The following is an 18,519-nucleotide window of genomic DNA, read 5'->3' on the forward strand; positions in this document are numbered from 1 at the left end:
TAGGTGAAATATTAAAGAATGGGATTATGAAAGGATTAAATGTATTTATTTTTGGATGTATCTTAACGTTGTTGATTACCTCCTGTGCGGCCAAGAAAAATAAATACGTTGAAACCAATAAAGTCCATACCCAGCATGTTGAAGAAATAGTTGAAGATATTCAGAAACCATTACCCCCTCCACAACCTTCGCCAGAGGTTTTTGTAGCAGATATAAAAGGAAAACGTGACGATCTTGATTGGGTTGGTACCGTTAACTTTGATATGCGCAGACCCAGCTATGTAATTATTCATCATACAGCCCAAGAGAGCCTCGATCAAACCATTCGCACCTTTACACTTGAGAGCACACAAGTAAGTGCTCATTATGTAATTGGCAGGGATGGGAAAACTGTGCAGATGTTAAACGATTACCTTCGTTCCTGGCATGCAGGACTATCCAGATGGGGTAAAATTACCGATATGAATTCCCAATCCATTGGTATTGAATTAGATAATAATGGCAAGGAACCCTTTTCTAATTTGCAGATTAATAGCCTGCTTCGTTTATTGGATACATTAAAGTCACATTACCGTATCCCAACAGAGAATTTTATTGGCCATTCAGATATTGCCCCAACGCGTAAGCAAGATCCGAGCGTTTATTTCCCTTGGAAACTATTAGCAGAGAAGGGCTTTGGAATCTGGTATGATGATTTTCTTTCGGTACCTCCGGTAGATTTTAATCCAAGTCTTGCTTTACAGATTATCGGCTTTGATACGCGCAATATGCCTGCAGCCATTACAGCCTTCAAGCGTCATTATGTTCAAAGCGATGTTTCTCCTGTATTTACAGAAACCGATCTTAAGATACTCTATAACATTTATTTAAAGCAGAATTAGCTCTTATTTGCTCCTTTGCTCCAGTTATCTCTTAATCCTACAGTACGGTTAAATACAAGCTTATCAGCACTAGTTAGTTTGTCTAAGGTAAAATAACCCAATCGAATAAATTGATAACCTTTTCCAGTCTCAGCATTTACTAAGTCAGGCTCGATATAAGCATTTATAATAGTTAGGCTATCCGGATTTAAAGTTGATTTAAAATCTTCTTCTAAGGCGGGGTTCTCTACTTGAAATAGACGATCATATAATCGAACTTCAGCAGTCTTGGCATGAGGAGCACTTACCCAATGAATAGTTCCCTTTACTTTTAATCCGCTTGTATCTTCTCCACTTTTAGAGTTTGGTATATAGCTGCAATATATTTCAGTTATATTACCGTTTGAATCCTTTTTAAAATCATCACATTCAATGATGTAAGCATTTTTTAAACGTACTTGCTTACCAGGGCCTAAACGGAAGAATTTTTTAGGTGCATCTTCCATGAAGTCGTCACGTTCAATCCATAATTCTCTGCTGAAAGGAATTTCTCGTTCACCTCCCCCATTTTCTACTTCCGGATTATTTTCACCTAAAAGAATCTCTTCTTTCCCCTCTGGATAATTTGTAATGATCAATTTAACAGGATCTAAAACAGCCATTCTTCGCCAAGCAGTCTTATTCAGGTCTTCTCGTATGCAAAACTCTAGCAAGCCAAAATCGATCATGTTTTCACGCTTCGCTACGCCAATCTTTTCACAGAAATTACGAATACTTGCCGGAGTATAGCCCCTTCTTCTTAAACCACTAATGGTTGGCATACGCGGATCGTCCCATCCGTCTACCAATTTATCATTAACCAATTGCAGTAAACGGCGCTTACTCATAACCGTATAAGTCATGTTTAAACGAGCAAATTCATATTGTCTTGATTCATAGATTCCTATGTTCTCTATCAACCAATTATATAGATCACGATGGGGAATAAACTCCAAAGTACATATTGAATGTGTGATCTCTTCAATAGAGTCACTTTGTCCGTGTGCAAAATCATACATTGGATAAATGCACCAATCATTCGCAGTCCGATGATGATGAGCATGTTTAATGCGATATAATAAAGGATCGCGAAGATGCATATTCGGATTTGCTAAGTCAATTTTAGCTCTTAATACCATTTCGCCATCTTCATATTTACCTGCACGCATTTCTTCAAAAAGACGTAAATTATCTTCGATGCTTCTGCTGCGAGCATTTGTAGGTTTACCCGGCTCTGTAGGAGTCCCTTTTGCTATTGCAATTTCTTCAGCACTGCTTTCATCTACATAGGCTAAATCTTTCTTGATTAGAATGATTGCGAAATCATATAATTTTTGAAAATAATCAGAGGTATATAGTTCTTTATCCCATTCGAAGCCCAGCCATTTAATATCATTTTTAATGCTATCTACATACTCTACGTCTTCCGTTACTGGATTGGTATCATCGAAACGTAAGTTTGTTTTGCCATTATACTTTTTTGCAAGACCAAAATTTAAGCAAATAGATTTTGCATGGCCAATGTGTAAATAACCATTGGGCTCTGGTGGGAAACGTGTTAAAACACGGCCGTCGTGTTTATTATTTCTTAAATCTTCCTCTATAATTTCCTCAATAAAATTGAGTGATTTCTCTTCGTTCATAATAGGACAAAAGTAGCAATTTGCCCTTGATAAAAATAATATACATCTTTATTACTATAAGAATTAAGTAATTATTTTGACTCGTTGTTAATAATGTTATATTTGTTATTGTAAACCATGGTGATATAATTCTCAATTAATATTACTAACCAATTATTAATACGATTGCATGAATTTAAAGCTGTTAAATTCCAGTGAAGTTAAGGATTTAGCGACTTCGCAAATCTTCACTCTGGGAAATAAACTGTCTACAGGAAAGTATAATCTCAATGAGATCGGAGAATTTATTCCCTCTGCGGTAATGGTTCAGGATTTAACGATACCTAAGGTAACTTATATGAATGATTGGGGTTGTGACGTTTTGGATCATTCAATGGATGAGATTAACGCATTGGGGAGTGATTATTATGAAAAATTCTTTCCTGGGCAAGCTGAAAGTCTGCTTAATAGTATGAAGGGTTTTTTTAATAGAGCTGATCAAACAGAGACGTATAGTTTTTTTCAACAGGTAAAAGTATGCCCTAAGTTTAATTATAACTGGTTCTATACGATATGTAAGCTTTTGTTGGAGAATGGAAGGGAAGAAAAACCAACTAAGCTCTTCTTGTTATCGATTCCAATGTCAGGCATGGACCCATTGGTTACAAAAGTTAATAAAATTCTTGATGACAATGAATTCGTTGTCAAAAACTATAGAAAATTTGCGCTACTAACCAAACGCGAAAAAGAAATAATAACACTCTTAACCGAGGGTAGATCTTCACAGGAAATAGCTGATACACTATTTATCTCAAGGCATACGGTCAGTACTCATCGTAAGAATATAACAAATAAACTTAATGTTGATTCCTTTGCTGAACTATTAAAGTTCGCAATAGCGTTTGATCTTATCCGTTAATAATTTATTTCTATATCCTATTTCTTGGGAAGATAACTATCTTTGCATCAATACGTGAATATAGCCAATATCTTAAAACAGTTTAAAAGTAATGCCAGTACAGAAGCTCTGGTAAAAGCTTTGCAAGCCCCGAACCCTAAAATAGCATTGAAGGGGTTGATTGGCTCGGCAGACGCTATGGTGGCAATTAGTTCCTATCAGCTTCAGGAAAAGCCATATTTGTTTATTCTTCCAGATCATGAAGAAGCATCCTTCTTTTTAAGTGATATGGAGAACATCCTGGATAAAAGCTTACTATTCTTTCCATCATCTTTTCGCAAAGCATTTGATTTTACACAAGTAGATAGTGCGCAGGTTTTGCAACGCGCAGAAACACTAAACTCATTAAACCATGCCAGTGAGCTTCCAAGATTAGTAGTTACCTATCCTGAAGCATTGGCTGAAAAGGTTATTAACCGGAATGAGCTGGTTAAAAATACCTTAGAAATAACACAAGATACTCAGGTAAATATTGAATTCATTAATGAATTCCTGATTGAATATGATTTTGAGCGTGTAGATTTTGTTTATGAACCGGGTCAATTTGCTATCCGTGGAGGTATTGTTGATATTTTTTCTTTTTCAAATGACCGGCCTTATCGAATTGAATTCTTTGGAGACACCATTGAAAGTATCCGCACGTTTGATATAGAAAGTCAGCTCTCGGTAAGTAAGATTCATACGGTAACCATATTACCCAATGTTCAAGCTAAATTCTTAACAGAGAGCAATATTTCTATTTTAGAATATATTGAAAAAGGCTCAGTGCTTTGGTTTAAGGATGTGCAATTTACCTTAGACATTATAAAAGCAGGTTATAAAAAGGCTACAGCATTGTGGCAGGCACTCTCTGCTCAAGAAAGGGAGCTTAACCCCGAGTGGATTGATCCTAAGTTTAACTTTACAACTGAGAAATTGATTGCAGATCTGGTTCAGGAGTTCCCAATTATTGAATTTGGCAAGCAATTTTTTTATACGGCTGATGAAACCATCCATTTTGAACAGAAACCACAGCCTTCTTTTAATAAGGACTTTAATCTGCTGATTCATCATTTAAAAGAGAGTGAAAATTCCTCTTTTAAAAATTATATATTCAGTGATTCAGTAAAGCAAGTCGAGCGCCTTTTCTCCATCATAGAAGATCTTGATAAATCAGTAACTTTCACACCTATTAATATTGCTTTGCGGCAAGGGTTTGTTGACGATAGTTTAAAAATTAGAGCTTATACCGATCATCAGATATTTGATCGCTTTTATAAATACAAATTAAAGAAAGGTTATACCCGCTCGCAGGCTATTACCCTAAAAGATTTACGTGATTTAAAATCAGGCGATTACATTACTCATATCGATCATGGCGTAGGTAAGTATGCCGGACTTGAAAAGATTGAAGTCAACGGAAAGTCGCAGGAGATGATTCGATTAGTCTATGCTGACAACGATTTGCTTTATGTCAATATCAATTCCTTAAATCGGATCTCGAAATACTCTGGCAAAGAGGGTACTGTACCTAAAATGAATAAATTAGGAACAGATACCTGGGAGAAATTAAAAAAAACTACTAAAAAAAAAGTTAAGGACATCGCGCGAGACCTGATTAAGCTTTATGCATTGCGAAAAGCTGAAACAGGAAATGCATTCCCGCCTGATACCTATCTCCAGAATGAATTGGAGGCATCCTTTATTTATGAAGATACACCCGATCAGGAAAAAGCAACTGTTGATGTAAAGAAAGATATGGAATCGCCCCACCCAATGGATAGGTTGGTTTGTGGAGATGTGGGTTTCGGAAAAACAGAAGTCGCTATTCGTGCTGCTTTTAAAGCCGTATCAGATAGTAAGCAAGTTGCCATTCTTGTCCCAACAACCATTCTCGCCTCTCAGCATTATCGAACATTTATTGATCGTTTAAAAGATTTCCCTGTTACAGTAGATTACATCAATCGTTTTAAAACTTCAAAACAAATAAAGGAGACTTTAGGCAAACTAGCTGAAGGTAAAGTTGATATCATTATCGGTACCCACCGTTTGGTTAGTAAAGACGTTAAGTTCAAAGACCTTGGATTGCTGATCATTGATGAAGAGCAAAAGTTTGGAGTTTCGGTTAAGGAGAAATTGAAACAAATGCGTGCAAATGTAGATACCTTAACGTTAACAGCAACCCCTATTCCACGCACACTGCATTTTTCACTAATGGGTGCACGCGATTTAAGCATTATTAGTACTCCTCCACCCAATCGGCAGGCGGTACAAACAGAGCTTCATGTTTTCAATGAAACACTAATCCAAGAGGCGGTTACTTTTGAGCTAGAGAGATCCGGACAAGTGTTCTTTATTCATAATCGAGTAAATGATTTGGAGCAACTGGGTGGTTTGATAAGGAAATTGGTTCCACATGCCCGTATCGGAGTAGCTCATGGACAATTAGAAGGTGATAAATTGGAAGATGTAATGTTAAAGTTTATCAACCATGATTTTGATGTGCTGGTTGCTACCACCATCATTGAGGCAGGGCTTGATATTCCGAATGCAAATACCATTATTATCAATCATGCACATATGTTTGGTTTAAGTGATATGCACCAAATGCGCGGACGTGTTGGCCGATCAAATAAAAAGGCATTTTGTTATCTATTAAGCCCTCCGCTATCTACCCTTACTAGTGAAGCACGTAAACGGTTGAGTGCTATTGAAGAGTTTTCTGAATTGGGTAGTGGTTTTAATGTTGCTATGCGTGATTTGGATATTCGAGGAAGTGGTAATCTACTAGGCGCTGAACAAAGTGGTTTTATTGCAGAAATAGGCTTTGAAATGTATCACAAGATTCTGGATGAAGCCATCCAGGAACTAAAGGATGAAGAATTTAAAGGCCTGTTTAGTGATGATAAGCCACGAGCCTTTGTTAATTTCACACAAGTAGATACCGATCTTGAAGTACATATTCCAAACGAATATGTAACAAATTTAACCGAACGCTATAATTTGTATTCAGAGCTTTCGAACTTAGAGAATGAAGAACAATTGCTTGCTTTTCAACAACAGCTTCTTGATCGTTTTGGCCCAATACCCGAACAGGTAAATGAGCTTTTTAATACTTTGCGACTACAATGGTATGGAAAAGCCATTGGTTTTGAAAAGATATCCTATAAGAAGAATGTATTAAGAGGGTATTTCGTAAACGACAAACAATCTCCTTATTTTGAGAGTGATCGCTTTGGTAAGGTATTAGATTTTGTAAGAAATAATCCTTCTATCTGTAATTTGAAAGAAGTAAAGGGTACTTTGCGTATTGGCTTTGAGCGCATTTATACAATCAAACAAGCCATTGATATACTAAAAGAACTTGCTATTTAATGAATCCGGAAATACTTCTTGCACTGGTTAAAACCACGATGCCCTTTGGTAAATATAAAGATCGCTACATCTGCAACTTGCCGGAATCTTACCTTGTCTGGTTTCACACACAAGGTTTTCCTCCCGGAAAACTCGGTATATTATTAGGAACGATGTATGAGATTAAGCTTAACGGCTTAGAGTATTTGCTTGACCCATTAAAAAAGCGTTAAACTTCTTGGTCAATTGCTTCATAAAGAAATTCCTGAAAAGGCTGTAACGCAGAAAAGGTTTCTAAAATTATTTTATCTGCGTTGTTGCTTAGCAAATCCCTATCTTCCAGGAACCGGCTTGCCGTAAAACTTTTCAGTCGTAAGAATTCAATATCCGGATGATCAATAGAATATCCACTGGGTGCTTTCTTTAATTTATCATCTTGGTCCAGTACCACAGAGTTTCTAAATGGCGCTTGATTCACAATAGCACGAAACTTCTCACTATTATAATCTATTTCCTGGCGGATTGCTGCTAGTTTCTCTTTATCCGGATGCCATAAGCCAGCGGTTATAAAACTTTTGCCCGGTTGAATATGAACATAATAACCCGGTAAATCTGTACTTCTGCCCTTTGATGAATAAGCTGCGGACATGTAGCCTTTATAAGGTGTTTTGTCTTTACTAAAACGAATATCTCTATAAATCCTGAACACACATTTTGCAATAGGCATATCTGCCGGAACCTGTTTATCCATTTCGGATAAGCCGGTTAAGATAAGTTGTGCAAAATCAATGAAGTCTAGTCGAACTCTATCATGAGTTTCTTTATTATCATGAAACCATTCTCGATTATTATTTTCTTTTAAAGCGTTTAAAAAATCAAAAGTACTTGACGGAATGTTCATTTTTGTATAAGTTTAATTTATGGACCACCTACATCACGTGCTTTCTTCAACAGCGATTGATTCAACAAGTGCAATTGAAGTTGAAGAAGGATTCATTAAAGCTGCTAAGTTAATTCTTTTAGATTATAAGCTTGTTGCCGGAAACACTGATTTTGAAGTTCTTGAACTAGAATTTTATTTTTATCAGAAAAATATTCATCCCGACCCATACTCACATGCTTTCCAATATCCCAATCGGGTAGTTGCTAAGATGTCAGTTACTGGTTCTTGGTACTTTCATCGTTTTATTGGCATCGAAAAATATACTCATACACGCAGGGGGCTTGATCTAACATATGGTAGTGGCGAGCACCAAGCTTATGGTGGCTTATTAATTCGTTCTGTAAAAAGAGAACATGATGGTTTGAAAATATCTGGCCCATCCAATGTAGTTGCCTATGTATTGGAAGCAGCTAACGATCCCGAGGGAGTGCAGGCGCTTGCATTTAACTTAGAGGAAGGTATGGCTTTTCGGGAAGATTCTGTAATCAGATGGGCTCCTCGTGATAAACCTCTTTCAATGCCATTATTCAGAGCTAAACGCCAGGGCTTAGGTGATAAGAATCCTTTTTATCGCGATAAAGAATTTCGATTCTTTTCTGACCTTTCAGTCATTAAAAAAGGCAAAGGGTTTAGTTATAGTGCTTTAGTTTGATAAAAGTGAATTATACAAAGCAACCTTTTGATTAATCCCATTTCAGAACAATACGCATATGGTATGAGTGTTTACTTGGGAGTGTACTTGTGATGAAGTAGCTGTAATTCTAGATACTGCACTATGACCCAGTACTCAACTCCAAAAATAGATAAATCAGTGGTGCAGCTAAAAGCAGACCATCGAAGCGGTCTAGTAAACCACCGTGCCCCGGTAAAATATTTCCCGAATCTTTGATGTTATAGCTTCTTTTTAACATGGACTCTATTAAATCGCCATAGGTGCCAAACACCACAATAATCATTGAACTTACCAGCCATTGCCAAGGAGCAATACCAACGTAGAATCGTGAAAGAATAAAGGAAGCAATTCCGCTAATAATTAAACCACCCAAGGCTCCTTCCCATGTTTTTTTAGGTGAATGGCGTTCAAATAATTTAGTTTTACCCAATGCATTACCTGCCAGATAGGCACCTGTATCACTTGCCCATAATAGTATTAAAAACCCCAGCGGATAATGGAAGTTATAAGAGCCTTCTATAAAACCCAATTGAAAAAAGAATAAAAAAGGTAATACGGCGAAAATTACCCCCAGAAATGTGAATGCTATGTTACTAAATGGGTTTTCTTGTTTTCTGTATAGTTCCAGCCAGAATATAAGTGTTATAAAAGGTATGCAGTATAGGAATGTTGAAAGTGAGACCCCCTTTAATTGAACCAAAATTAAAGCTACAAACAATACAATGCTTAACGTAAGTCCTGCCCAACGATTCGGATGCACTGCACCTGTTTTATCTCCTTTTAGGCTGTTGTGTCCGGAAGTATTGATAATGCGATAAAACTCATCTAAAGCAAACAGACTAATTAATAGAAAGAAAACAGCAAACACCCAAGGTCCCAAAAGAGTAGACGCCACCATGACAACCACAAATAAAACTCCGGTTATTGCTCTTGTTTTCATGCTGTTCCAGCTCCAGATTCTGACATTTCCTCGATAATAGCCAGGGCCGCTTCCTCATCATTATCGTGAGTATAAAGTTCAATTTGACCAAAGCGATAGGAAGAATCTTGCTTATTCATAATGACAGCAGCAATGTTATTTTCATCTAAAGCCTGACGTATCAGCTCGATCCGAAAGAAATCAGTTGTTACGTAAATTTTTTTCCAGTCTTTTTCCATTAGGATAGATTTTGAATTGTGTTCGTTTCTATATTTTGTGATTTACTTAGCTTCCAGAAGCGGTAGATAAAAAAAGCAAGGAAGAAAGCACTAACTATATAAAGGCTCCAATGAGGTACTCCTTCATTATTTATTTCTTCAAAGCTTTTACCTTGTTTCAATAATACAAAGGTATAAATAACTGCGGTGGCATTGTTCATAAAGTGAGCAATTATAGGAAGCCAGATACTTTTGCCCCAATAAAGCATGTAACCAAATACAGCCCCCATTAACATGCGTGGTATAAAGCCATAAAACTGAATATGGATGGCACTAAAAAGAATGGCTGAAATCCAAATGCCTGCATGGATATTATTAGTCCATCGGTGAAATATAGGCTGCAAACAACCTCTAAATACCAATTCCTCACCTATGGCAGGAAGGACAGCTATCATAAACAGATTAAATAGTAAGCCGGATATGGTACTAGTATATAAAAGCTTCTCGGTTAGTTGTGCCATCTCCATCTCTTTAGCTTTCATCCAGCTTTCCATATCTGATAGGAAGTCCGGTAATTGCATTTGTTGGTTTATGAGGGAAGTAAGCTCAAGAAAAGGACTGGATACCAACATAATCAGAAGAGCTATAATCATTAGCCGTTTCGGATTAGGAGCCGAAAAATTTAAATAGTGTGTTCGGTTTCTCTCAATATATTTTAAAAGCAGAGCCGGTAAAACGAATGTTCCGATGCTAGATAGTGTTTGAAATAGCTTAAGAAATTTTAACCCCATAGTCGTGTCGCCTGTCATCAAGCTCGACAGGTTTCCTAATAATCCAGGTCCATATAGTCCAAATCCAATTAAAAAAGCAAGAAGTGTAAATACCAAAGAGGACGCAACAATAAGCATCAATAGATAGATTAAAGATACTATCGGGTGATTTTCAGGATATTTGTATGTAAAGCCTTTTGATTTTTCGTAAATTTGCGACATTGTTTTGGATATTATAAAAAAACTTGGTCAAGATAGGGAATGTCTGTTAAGATTGGAAATATAGATTTAGGAGAGTTTCCATTGCTGTTAGCTCCAATGGAAGATGTAAGCGATCCTCCTTTTCGTTTTGTTTGCAAGCAAAACGGTGTGGATATGATGTATACAGAATTTATCTCTTCTGAAGGACTTATTCGTGATGCTGCCAAGAGTCGTCAGAAGTTAGATATCTTTGAATATGAGCGTCCTATCGGTATTCAGATCTTTGGAAGCGAAATCGAAACTATGCGAGAAGCTACCGCGATTGCCAGTCTGGCCAGCCCCGATTTAATCGATATCAATTATGGTTGTCCGGTAAAGCAAGTAGCTTGTCGCGGAGCAGGTGCCAGCCTCTTGCAAGACATTAATAAAATGGTTGCAATGACCAAAGCTGTGATCGAATCAACCCATTTGCCCGTAACTGTTAAAACCCGTTTAGGCTGGGATGATCATACTAAAAATGTAGATGAAGTTGCAGAACGTTTACAAGATATTGGTATTCAGGCATTAAGTATTCATGGTCGTACCCGTGCACAGATGTATAAAGGACAGGCCGATTGGTCTATGATTCGCGATATTAAACGCAATCCACGTATCAAAATACCTATTTTTGGTAATGGCGATATTGATAGTATAGAAAAAGCTGCAGCCTGGCGAATGGAATATGAGGTGGATGGTATTATGATTGGACGTGCATCCATCGGTTATCCATGGATATTTCGTGAGATTAAGCATTTCTTTAATACAGGCGAACGCTTAGCAGAACCAACTATTCGTGAGCGGGTTGAAACCTGTCGTATACATCTCCAAAAATCCATTGAATGGAAAGGTCCAAAAACAGGTATATTTGAAATGCGCCGTCATTATGCCAATTACTTTAAAGGAATTCCTCATTTTAAAGAGTACCGTATGAAGCTAGTTAAGCTTGATCAGCTTTCTGATATTGAAGAGGTATTGAGTGAGATCGAATCTAATTTTGCTAATTTGGAAGCCATTTATTAACTTGGTGAAAATTGCAATGAATGATTACACAGATTACGGATGGCGTTAAAGTTACTGTAGAAACAGTTTACCAATCGGAATACTCAAATCCGGGGAACGATCATTTCATGTTTGCTTATCACATTACAATCGAAAATCTAGGTCCTCACAGCATACAATTATTACGCAGACACTGGTTAATCTATGACTCTAGTGGAACTAAGCGCGAAATTGATGGTGAAGGGGTAGTGGGTCTTCAACCTGTTATTCAACCAGGCGAACAGTATGATTATGTATCAGGATGTAATTTAAAAAGTGAAATGGGTTATATGGAAGGGAGCTACCAAATGCTTCGTGAAATAGACGGAATTATATTCGATGTCAACATCCCGCGCTTTGATTTGGTTGCTCCTTTCCGAATGAATTAAAATGCCATTTCTAGAAGTACCGGACAATGATCTGAGTGCAAGGCATCTTTTAAAATTACCGAACGTTTAATCTTATCACTTAATTGTTTACTTACCATATTATAATCAATTCGCCAGCCTAAATTCTTAGCTCTTGCATTAGCTCGGTAACTCCACCATGTATAATGATGAGGGTCTGGATTTAGAAAGCGAAAGGAATCTACATAACCTGAAGCAATAAAACCTTCCATCCATTCACGTTCTTCTGGTAAGAAACCTGAAGATTTTGCATTCGATTTTGGATTGTGAATATCAATTGCTCGGTGGCAGATATTATAGTCTCCGGAAACAATCAGGTTTGGAATATCTGTTAATAGCTTATTGCTATATTGTTGGAAATCATCTAAAAATCGATACTTAAATTCTTGGCGTAAATCACCGCTTGAGCCTGATGGGAAATAAGCACTAATGACAGAGAATTCATCAAAGTCAGCTCTGATTATCCTGCCTTCTTTATCGTAATCACTTTCCCCACAGCCATATTCAACATGTTTCGGGCTCTTTTTAGTGAGAATAGCTGTTCCGCTATAACCCTTTTTCTCTGCTGGATACCAATAATGTTCATAACCCAGTTGCTCGATCAAAAGCAAATCCATTAATTGGTCTGGAGATGCTTTAATTTCTTGTAAACAAATGATATCCGCATCAGTTGCTTTTACCCAAGACAACCAGTCTTTTCGCATAGCTGCGCGAATTCCATTTACATTATAGGTAACTATCTTCATGATGATTTTGCTTTTGCCAGCGCTTTTTCCAAACGGCGTACTTCTCCTCGTCTTAATACTGTGATTTCCATCTTCTGGTCTGCAAGAGGCCTGTCTAATGAGTCGGTAGGCACATCCTCCAGTTTGTCAAACATATCCATTCCTTCTATAACTTCTCCAAAAACGGTATACTTTTGATCGAGGTAAGGAACACCTCCGATAGTTTTATAAACTTCTCGTTGGTATTTAGGTATTTTTCTTCCGTCCATACGCAGAGTTTCTAAACTATCTAAAGCACCATCTGTAAATGTTTTACCTTCTACAATATAGAACTGCGCTGCGCTAGATGCTTTGTCCGGATTTTCATCTCGAGCTGCTGCCAGCGCTCCTTTTTTATGGAACAAACTATCTCGAAACTCTGCCGGAATGGTATAGTCTAAGTCCCCCTCGCCTAATTCAACTCCTTTTGCAGCATCCCTAGAATCTGGATCTCCACCTTGAACCATAAAGTCTTTAATAACCCGATGAAACAGCAGACCATTATAAAAACCTTCTTTAACCAGCTTTACAAAATTATCGCGATGGAGAGGTGTTTCATTGTATAGTTTAACGATGGATACGCCATAATCTGTACGGATGCGTACGTACTCATTTCTTGGTTTTGCAGCCCAAGATGAGATAGATAGCAGGCTTAGAATTAATAAGATACTTATTCTTTTTAGCATATTATATGTTATCAAGTTCCATTTCATCAAAGTAATTGATGATTAACGATTTCATAATCATTTCCTGCTCTAAGATTGTATAGTTGGGAATCGTTTTTGTTAATTTCCAATGAGGCCAGCCATCTTGGTCCAGTCCTTCTAATTCATAGAATCCCATTGCACTAAAAAGTTTGCAGTTAGCAATATGCATAAGTTCCTCTTTTTCACGCTTACTGAACTTTTTGGGTCCCTGTCCTAGTTCCTGAATACCAATTAGAAACAGGAAACTTTGTATATCTGGTGTATCCACGTCGAAATCCTCCACTATTTTTAATTGGAGTTCGGGCCACCTTTTGTTTACGGTTGCTATATTCATTTTACAAAGGTACTGATTTTGAATTGTGGTTTGAAGCGACAAAACGGGGAAATTGTACACATCAATTGATCTGGAAAAATACTCTTTTTAATCAAATAGTGAATCTAGTGGGTTTATATGCGGTATGATTTTTTGTGGCATAGATTTTTCATTTAACACAGTAACCGTGTTAGGAAGATTCACTTAAAAAATCTTTATTAAGTATAGTTTGTTTTAGTATCTGAAAAGGAGGTTGTTGAGAAATAACCTCCTTTTGTTTTAACTGCAAATATCCCTAAAGTAATATCTCCTTACCTTTTATAATTAAAATATGTGTTTAACATAGGTTAAACAAGAACCAGACGGGGACCAAGCAGGGGTAATATGCGAATTTTGCCCCTGTTTGGTCCCTGTTTGACCCCTGTTTGGTGCCTGTTTGAGTAAAATCAGTTATAAGCATTGTAAGTTAGTGGTGTGTGAATAATTTCGAAGTAAGTTTTACCTCAGATTGTGGAACTGAATACCCATTTATTAAGGGAATTTTTTCAAAATATGGGTTTCTTGTTGCTTTAAAGCTAATTATAAGCAGTTGGCATGGTCTTTCCATATACTTTAGCAATTAACAGAACAATAAATTTTAAAAGTATAAAAATGAAAAAGATCATGTTATCAGCCGCAGTATTGGCTTTCGCCGGAATGACAACCGTAAATGCAGAAACAATTAAAACTCCAGTAGCTTCGGCGATTGTAATAAATCTGCAAGATAAAACTCCAGTAGACGCACAAGACTTACCTGATGCAGTGAAAACAGCTTTAGCAGGTGATGATTATTCTGAATGGACTGTTAAAGAAGCTTATTCAATTCAAGCTGGAGGGGTTACAACCTATGAGATCTCCTTACAAAAAGGTGATGAGAACCGTGTAGTGAATTTGAATGAGGCAGGTGAAGCAGCTAGCACAGTAGAAGCTGCACCAGCTGAACAAGCTACTCCAATGGATCAAACTGCCCCAGAAGCACAAGCACCAGCGGAAGAAGCTCCATCGGTTACAGCACCAGCTCAATAGTAATTAATAAGAAGTTTCTTTACTAGAAATATTGCAATACTAGAAGAAATATTTCAACATAATAAGTAAAATCAACAGAAAAATGGCACACCCGAACGGTGTGTCATTTTTATTTTACGATAATTTTTTAATTGGGTAAAACAATATATCCTTGTTTTTGTTAGACGTTGAATATAAAATCCTTGTTTTTGAGGTATTTAAGAAAGTGTCTTATATAATTTTATTATTAAATAATAGTAATACCTTTGCGGGCTTTTAGAGATAGTATACTTATCTTTGGACAATTTCTTTTTACTAAAGATGAAAGGAGGACGGTATATAGGTGAGAAAATCTACATTTTAATATATAATTAGGGCATTGGGACGACCTCAAATTCTTAGTCCTGAAGACTTATTGTCTATCGAAGACAATAAAAATCGAGTAAAATTTCTAACAAAAACAAAAACACATGAAACAAAAACTACTAGCTTTCTTCATGGTGGGAATAATGCTGATAGGATCAGCATTCGCACAACGGATTGTAAGCGGTACTGTAATTTCACAGGAGGATGGTTCATCTCTTCCTGGGGTAACAGTACAAGTACCCGGAACCACTGTAGGAACACAAACAGATGTTAATGGGCGTTACAGTTTAACTGTACCAGCTACAGCGACTACTATTAATTTTTCATTTATTGGCTTTGTAGCACAAAGCGTTACAATTGGAAATCAAACCACAGTTAATGTAAGTTTGGCTTCAGATGCTACTCAATTAGGAGAAGTTGTGGTAACGGCTTTAGGTATTACTAAGGAAAAAAGAGCATTAGGTTACGCAACTCAAAATCTAGATGCTGAAGCATTGTCAAATGGTGCAAGCACTGATTTAGCAGGAGCAATGCAGGGTAAAGTTTCGGGTGTTTCTATTGCACCATCTTCTGGTATGCCAGGTGCGTCATCAAAGATTACAATCAGAGGATCGCGTTCATTTACAGGAGATAATACTCCATTGTACGTTGTAGATGGGATGCCAATTAATTCTGCAATCGATATGAGTACTGGTCAATCAGTAACCGGAACTGACTTTGCAAATAGAGGTGTGGATTTAGATCCTAATGATATTGAAAGTATCAATATCTTAAAAGGTCAGGCTGCTTCTGCTTTATATGGTATGAGAGCTACTAATGGTGTAATTATCATTACAACTAAGAGCGGGAAGAATGCACCTATTGGTAAACCCGTGATTACATTTAACTCTACTGCATCTTTTGATGAAATCGCTGTATTACCAGATTTTCAAACAAAATATGCACAGGGAACTGGTGGAAGATTTAATCCTTCTGCATCTACATCTTGGGGCCCTCTTCTTACTGAACTACCTAATGATCCAACTTATGGTGGTAATGTAGATAATACCTATTCTCAAGGTAATAGTTCATCTCAGGGGAAATACTATTCAGTACCTAGAGCTAAAGCTGGCTTAGATCCTTGGACTACACCTCAAGTTTATCATAATGCTGAAGAGTTTTTCCAAACAGGTTCTACTTTTAGTAACTCCATTAACGTAGTTCAAGGTTTTGAAAAAGGTAGTTATGCATTTAGTCTTGGTAATACAAATTCAAGCGGTATTGTTCCTTCAACCGGATTAAATCGCTATAATGTAAAATTATCGGGTCAAGCGAAATTAAGTGATCATTGGTCTACCGGTTTCTTTGCAAACTATGTGAATTCTAAAATAAGAAAACAATCTTCTGCTAATGATGGTGTTGTTGCAACTGTATATGGAGCTCCACCAAGTTATGATTTAGCTGGGATTCCTCCTTTTATAGAAGGTGACCCCTATACTCAAAATACCTATCGTGGAACTGGTGGTTTTGACGGAGCTTACTGGGGTATTAAAAACAATAAGTTTAACGAAAGAAACCAACGTTTTTTTGGAAATGGATTTGTGCAGTATAGCAGTGATTTAGGCACAGATAATCAGAAGATAAATATCAAATATCAATTAGGAGCTGATTCTTATACAACAGGTTATGTAGATTTATTTGGTTACGGACATTCCAATGGATTAGGGGAGATTACAAATCAAACTTATACTGTAAATGAATTTAACTCTTTATTAACTGGTACCTATACTTGGGATATCAATGATGACTTGGTGTTTGATGCTTTAATTGGTAATGAATTTGTAGATAGAAATAGTGAATATAACTATGCTAAGGGGTCTAACTTTAACTTCTCTGGCTGGAATCATATTGATAATGCGTCTGTATATAATGCATCTGAAGAACGTTTGAAGAAACGCACTGTTGGTACTTTTGCTAATTTGTCATTAGCATATAAGAGTATGTTATATTTAAATTTAACAGGGCGTAACGATATTGTTTCAACCATGCCGAGAGATAACCGCTCATTTTATTACCCATCAGCATCTTTAGGATGGGTGTTCACAGAACTAGGTGATTTGAAAGACAGTGCATTAAGTTTTGGTAAGATTCGAGTTTCGTATGCTGAAGTTGGTCAGGCCGGTGAATATTATGATTCATATTACTCAACTCCGGTATATGGTGGTGGTTTCTCTAGTGGTACCCCTATTCAATATCCAATCGGTAGTGTAGTTGCTTATACTCCTTACGATATTGTTTATGATCCAAATTTAAAACCACAGAATACAAGATCATATGAATTTGGAACAGATTTAACATTTCTTGATGGTTTGGCAACTTTGAATTACACATTTTCTCGTCAAAATGTGAAAGACCAAATATTCGAGGTGCCCTTAGCAGGTTCTACTGGTTCTGAGTCTTTCGTAACTAACGGAGGGTCTATTCATACCAACTCTCATGAAGTAACACTAGGTTTCAGACCAATCAACAGAGATAATCTGAGATGGAACTTTGCATTTAACTTTTCAAAGGTCGACAACTATGTTGATGAGTTAGCTACTGGTGTAAATAGTATTTTCTTAGGTGGATTCGTTGAGCCACAAGTTAGAGCAAGTATCGGTGAAAAATTCCCTACTATCTATGGTATAAGCTATGCTAGAAATGAGGCAGGGCAAATTGTTGTAGATGAAAGCGGTTATCCGCAATCTGGTGAAGAGAAGGTTATAGGTCGCGTATCTCCTGATTTTCAATTAGGATTTAATACCTCTTTAGAGATTCAGAAGTTCAGAATATCTGCAGTTCTGGATTGGAAACAAGGAGGTCAAATGTACAGTGGTACATTAGGTCTATTGGATTTCTATGGTGTTAGTCAAATCTCTGCTAATACACGTGAGGCAGGAACATCATTTTTATTTCCTTTAGATGCTGTTAAAGTTTCTGGTACAGATTCTGAGGGCAATCCTACTTATGCAAAAAATGATATCATGATTCCAGGAGAGGATGCTCAAGACTATTACTCAGTTTTAAATACGATTTCTGAATCTATGATTTATGACAACTCGTTTGTTAAGTTAAGAGAAGTGTCATTAGGTTACCCAGTTTATGATAAAAAGGGTGTTACATTAAACCTTAATTTATTTGCTCGGAATTTATTGCTATGGTCTGAGATGAAAGGTTTAGACCCCGAAGCTTCTCAAGCTAATACTAATATGGGAGGAGCATTCGAGCGCTTTTCTTTGCCAGGAACTTCTAGCTACGGTTTGGGGTTAAATTTGAAATTCTAAAAG

Annotated in this window: 17 protein-coding genes; 9 read left to right on the forward strand and 8 right to left on the reverse strand. The window is 36.9% G+C overall.

All coding sequences use genetic code 11. From position 1 onward, the window contains the following. Nucleotides 1-26: 26 nt before the first annotated feature. Nucleotides 27-881, forward strand: coding sequence for an N-acetylmuramoyl-L-alanine amidase (locus VL047_RS12755; RefSeq protein ID WP_325361131.1), 855 nt, complete (start codon nt 27-29; stop codon nt 879-881). On the opposite strand, the gene VL047_RS12760 is transcribed toward VL047_RS12755, so the two are convergent. Continuing rightward, the gene (locus tag VL047_RS12760; protein WP_325361133.1) at nt 878-2,542 is read right to left on the reverse strand and encodes a glutamine--tRNA ligase/YqeY domain fusion protein; all 1,665 of its coding nucleotides are present in this window, start codon (nt 2,540-2,542) and stop codon (nt 878-880) included. The two genes, VL047_RS12755 and VL047_RS12760, sit on opposite strands and share 4 nt — an antisense overlap. A 169-nt stretch (nt 2,543-2,711) precedes the next feature. On the opposite strand from VL047_RS12760, the gene VL047_RS12765 reads away from it, so the two are divergent. From VL047_RS12765 to VL047_RS12775, 3 genes are read left to right on the forward strand one after another with little or no spacing between them, the layout of a single operon-like run. Continuing rightward, complete coding sequence (locus VL047_RS12765; protein ID WP_325361135.1) at nt 2,712-3,440, forward strand: helix-turn-helix transcriptional regulator; 729 nt, start codon at nt 2,712-2,714, stop codon at nt 3,438-3,440. Between the two features lie 54 nt (nt 3,441-3,494). Beyond that, nucleotides 3,495-6,833 (forward strand): transcription-repair coupling factor, encoded by a 3,339-nt coding sequence (gene mfd / locus VL047_RS12770; RefSeq protein ID WP_325361137.1) that lies wholly within the window; start codon nt 3,495-3,497, stop codon nt 6,831-6,833. Beyond that, nucleotides 6,833-7,045, forward strand: coding sequence for a DUF3820 family protein (locus VL047_RS12775; protein ID WP_325361139.1), 213 nt, complete (start codon nt 6,833-6,835; stop codon nt 7,043-7,045). The genes mfd and VL047_RS12775 overlap by 1 nt, the downstream gene beginning before the upstream one ends. On the opposite strand, the gene VL047_RS12780 is transcribed toward VL047_RS12775, so the two are convergent. Then, the gene (locus VL047_RS12780) at nt 7,042-7,713 is read right to left on the reverse strand and encodes a DUF2461 domain-containing protein (RefSeq protein WP_325361141.1); all 672 of its coding nucleotides are present in this window, start codon (nt 7,711-7,713) and stop codon (nt 7,042-7,044) included. The genes VL047_RS12775 and VL047_RS12780 overlap by 4 nt on opposite strands. Nucleotides 7,714-7,732: 19 nt before the next feature. Between VL047_RS12780 and VL047_RS12785 the strand changes: the two genes are divergently transcribed. Then, complete coding sequence (locus VL047_RS12785) at nt 7,733-8,407, forward strand: hypothetical protein (RefSeq protein ID WP_325361142.1); 675 nt, start codon at nt 7,733-7,735, stop codon at nt 8,405-8,407. 121 nt (nt 8,408-8,528) lie between these two features. Here VL047_RS12785 and VL047_RS12790 read toward each other — a convergent pair whose 3' ends face one another. The 3 genes from VL047_RS12790 to VL047_RS12800 are packed head-to-tail and all read right to left on the reverse strand — an operon-like array spanning nt 8,529 to nt 10,557. After that, entirely contained in the window at nt 8,529-9,368 is an 840-nt protein-coding gene (locus VL047_RS12790) for a phosphatidate cytidylyltransferase (RefSeq protein WP_325361144.1), read from the reverse strand. Continuing rightward, the gene (locus tag VL047_RS12795) at nt 9,365-9,586 is read right to left on the reverse strand and encodes a DUF2007 domain-containing protein (protein WP_325361145.1); all 222 of its coding nucleotides are present in this window, start codon (nt 9,584-9,586) and stop codon (nt 9,365-9,367) included. Before VL047_RS12795 ends, VL047_RS12790 begins: the two co-directional genes overlap by 4 nt. Next, a complete protein-coding gene (locus VL047_RS12800; protein ID WP_325361147.1) occupies nt 9,586-10,557 on the reverse strand; it encodes a CPBP family intramembrane glutamic endopeptidase in 972 nt (323 codons plus the stop codon). Before VL047_RS12800 ends, VL047_RS12795 begins: the two co-directional genes overlap by 1 nt. 39 nt (nt 10,558-10,596) lie before the next feature. On the opposite strand from VL047_RS12800, the gene dusB reads away from it, so the two are divergent. Both dusB and apaG read left to right on the forward strand, forming a co-directional pair. Next, complete coding sequence (gene dusB / locus VL047_RS12805; RefSeq protein WP_325361148.1) at nt 10,597-11,595, forward strand: tRNA dihydrouridine synthase DusB; 999 nt, start codon at nt 10,597-10,599, stop codon at nt 11,593-11,595. A gap of 20 nt (nt 11,596-11,615) precedes the next feature. Next, nucleotides 11,616-12,002, forward strand: a complete 387-nt coding sequence (gene apaG / locus VL047_RS12810; RefSeq protein ID WP_325361150.1) for a Co2+/Mg2+ efflux protein ApaG — start codon at nt 11,616-11,618, stop codon at nt 12,000-12,002. Here apaG and VL047_RS12815 read toward each other — a convergent pair. Genes VL047_RS12815 through VL047_RS12825 form a run of 3 tightly spaced genes read right to left on the reverse strand, consistent with a single transcriptional unit; the run spans nt 11,999 to nt 13,825 of the window. Next, entirely contained in the window at nt 11,999-12,766 is a 768-nt protein-coding gene (locus tag VL047_RS12815) for an exodeoxyribonuclease III (protein WP_325361152.1), read from the reverse strand. The genes apaG and VL047_RS12815 overlap by 4 nt on opposite strands. After that, on the reverse strand, nt 12,763-13,470 hold the full coding sequence (locus tag VL047_RS12820) for a peptidylprolyl isomerase (protein WP_325361153.1): 708 nt from the start codon (nt 13,468-13,470) through the stop codon (nt 12,763-12,765). Before VL047_RS12820 ends, VL047_RS12815 begins: the two co-directional genes overlap by 4 nt. Before the next feature lies 1 nt (nt 13,471). Further along, nucleotides 13,472-13,825: a hypothetical protein gene (locus VL047_RS12825; RefSeq protein WP_325361155.1), complete on the reverse strand. Its 354-nt coding sequence runs from the start codon at nt 13,823-13,825 to the stop codon at nt 13,472-13,474. Nucleotides 13,826-14,455: 630 nt separating this feature from the next. On the opposite strand from VL047_RS12825, the gene VL047_RS12830 reads away from it, so the two are divergent. Both VL047_RS12830 and VL047_RS12835 read left to right on the forward strand, forming a co-directional pair. Beyond that, nucleotides 14,456-14,869: a hypothetical protein gene (locus VL047_RS12830; protein WP_325361157.1), complete on the forward strand. Its 414-nt coding sequence runs from the start codon at nt 14,456-14,458 to the stop codon at nt 14,867-14,869. Between the two features lie 449 nt (nt 14,870-15,318). Further along, nucleotides 15,319-18,516 carry a SusC/RagA family TonB-linked outer membrane protein gene (locus VL047_RS12835; protein WP_325361159.1) on the forward strand — a complete coding sequence of 1,066 codons (3,198 nt, stop codon included), beginning with the start codon at nt 15,319-15,321 and terminating at the stop codon, nt 18,514-18,516. Nucleotides 18,517-18,519: the final 3 nt, after the last annotated feature.

It is taken from the genome of Albibacterium sp. (genome assembly GCF_035514885.1).
GTDB lineage: Bacteria > Bacteroidota > Bacteroidia > Sphingobacteriales > Sphingobacteriaceae > Albibacterium.

Bases quoted from the DNA above. Each gene is read 5' to 3' on its own strand.
- VL047_RS12765 (WP_325361135.1), top strand. From the start codon at position 2,712: ATGAATTTAAAGCTGTTAAATTCCAGTGAAGTTAAGGATTTAGCGACT.
- VL047_RS12775 (WP_325361139.1), top strand. From the start codon at position 6,833: ATGAATCCGGAAATACTTCTTGCACTGGTTAAAACCACGATGCCCTTT.
- VL047_RS12825 (WP_325361155.1), bottom strand. From the start codon at position 13,825: ATGAATATAGCAACCGTAAACAAAAGGTGGCCCGAACTCCAATTAAAA.
- VL047_RS12790 (WP_325361144.1), bottom strand. From the start codon at position 9,368: ATGAAAACAAGAGCAATAACCGGAGTTTTATTTGTGGTTGTCATGGTG.
- VL047_RS12815 (WP_325361152.1), bottom strand. From the start codon at position 12,766: ATGAAGATAGTTACCTATAATGTAAATGGAATTCGCGCAGCTATGCGA.
- VL047_RS12835 (WP_325361159.1), top strand. From the start codon at position 15,319: ATGAAACAAAAACTACTAGCTTTCTTCATGGTGGGAATAATGCTGATA.
- VL047_RS12830 (WP_325361157.1), top strand. From the start codon at position 14,456: ATGAAAAAGATCATGTTATCAGCCGCAGTATTGGCTTTCGCCGGAATG.
- VL047_RS12820 (WP_325361153.1), bottom strand. From the start codon at position 13,470: ATGCTAAAAAGAATAAGTATCTTATTAATTCTAAGCCTGCTATCTATC.
- apaG (WP_325361150.1), top strand. From the start codon at position 11,616: ATGATTACACAGATTACGGATGGCGTTAAAGTTACTGTAGAAACAGTT.
- VL047_RS12800 (WP_325361147.1), bottom strand. From the start codon at position 10,557: ATGTCGCAAATTTACGAAAAATCAAAAGGCTTTACATACAAATATCCT.
- VL047_RS12755 (WP_325361131.1), top strand. From the start codon at position 27: ATGAAAGGATTAAATGTATTTATTTTTGGATGTATCTTAACGTTGTTG.
- VL047_RS12760 (WP_325361133.1), bottom strand. From the start codon at position 2,542: ATGAACGAAGAGAAATCACTCAATTTTATTGAGGAAATTATAGAGGAA.
- VL047_RS12795 (WP_325361145.1), bottom strand. From the start codon at position 9,586: ATGGAAAAAGACTGGAAAAAAATTTACGTAACAACTGATTTCTTTCGG.
- VL047_RS12785 (WP_325361142.1), top strand. From the start codon at position 7,733: ATGGACCACCTACATCACGTGCTTTCTTCAACAGCGATTGATTCAACA.
- dusB (WP_325361148.1), top strand. From the start codon at position 10,597: ATGTCTGTTAAGATTGGAAATATAGATTTAGGAGAGTTTCCATTGCTG.
- VL047_RS12780 (WP_325361141.1), bottom strand. From the start codon at position 7,713: ATGAACATTCCGTCAAGTACTTTTGATTTTTTAAACGCTTTAAAAGAA.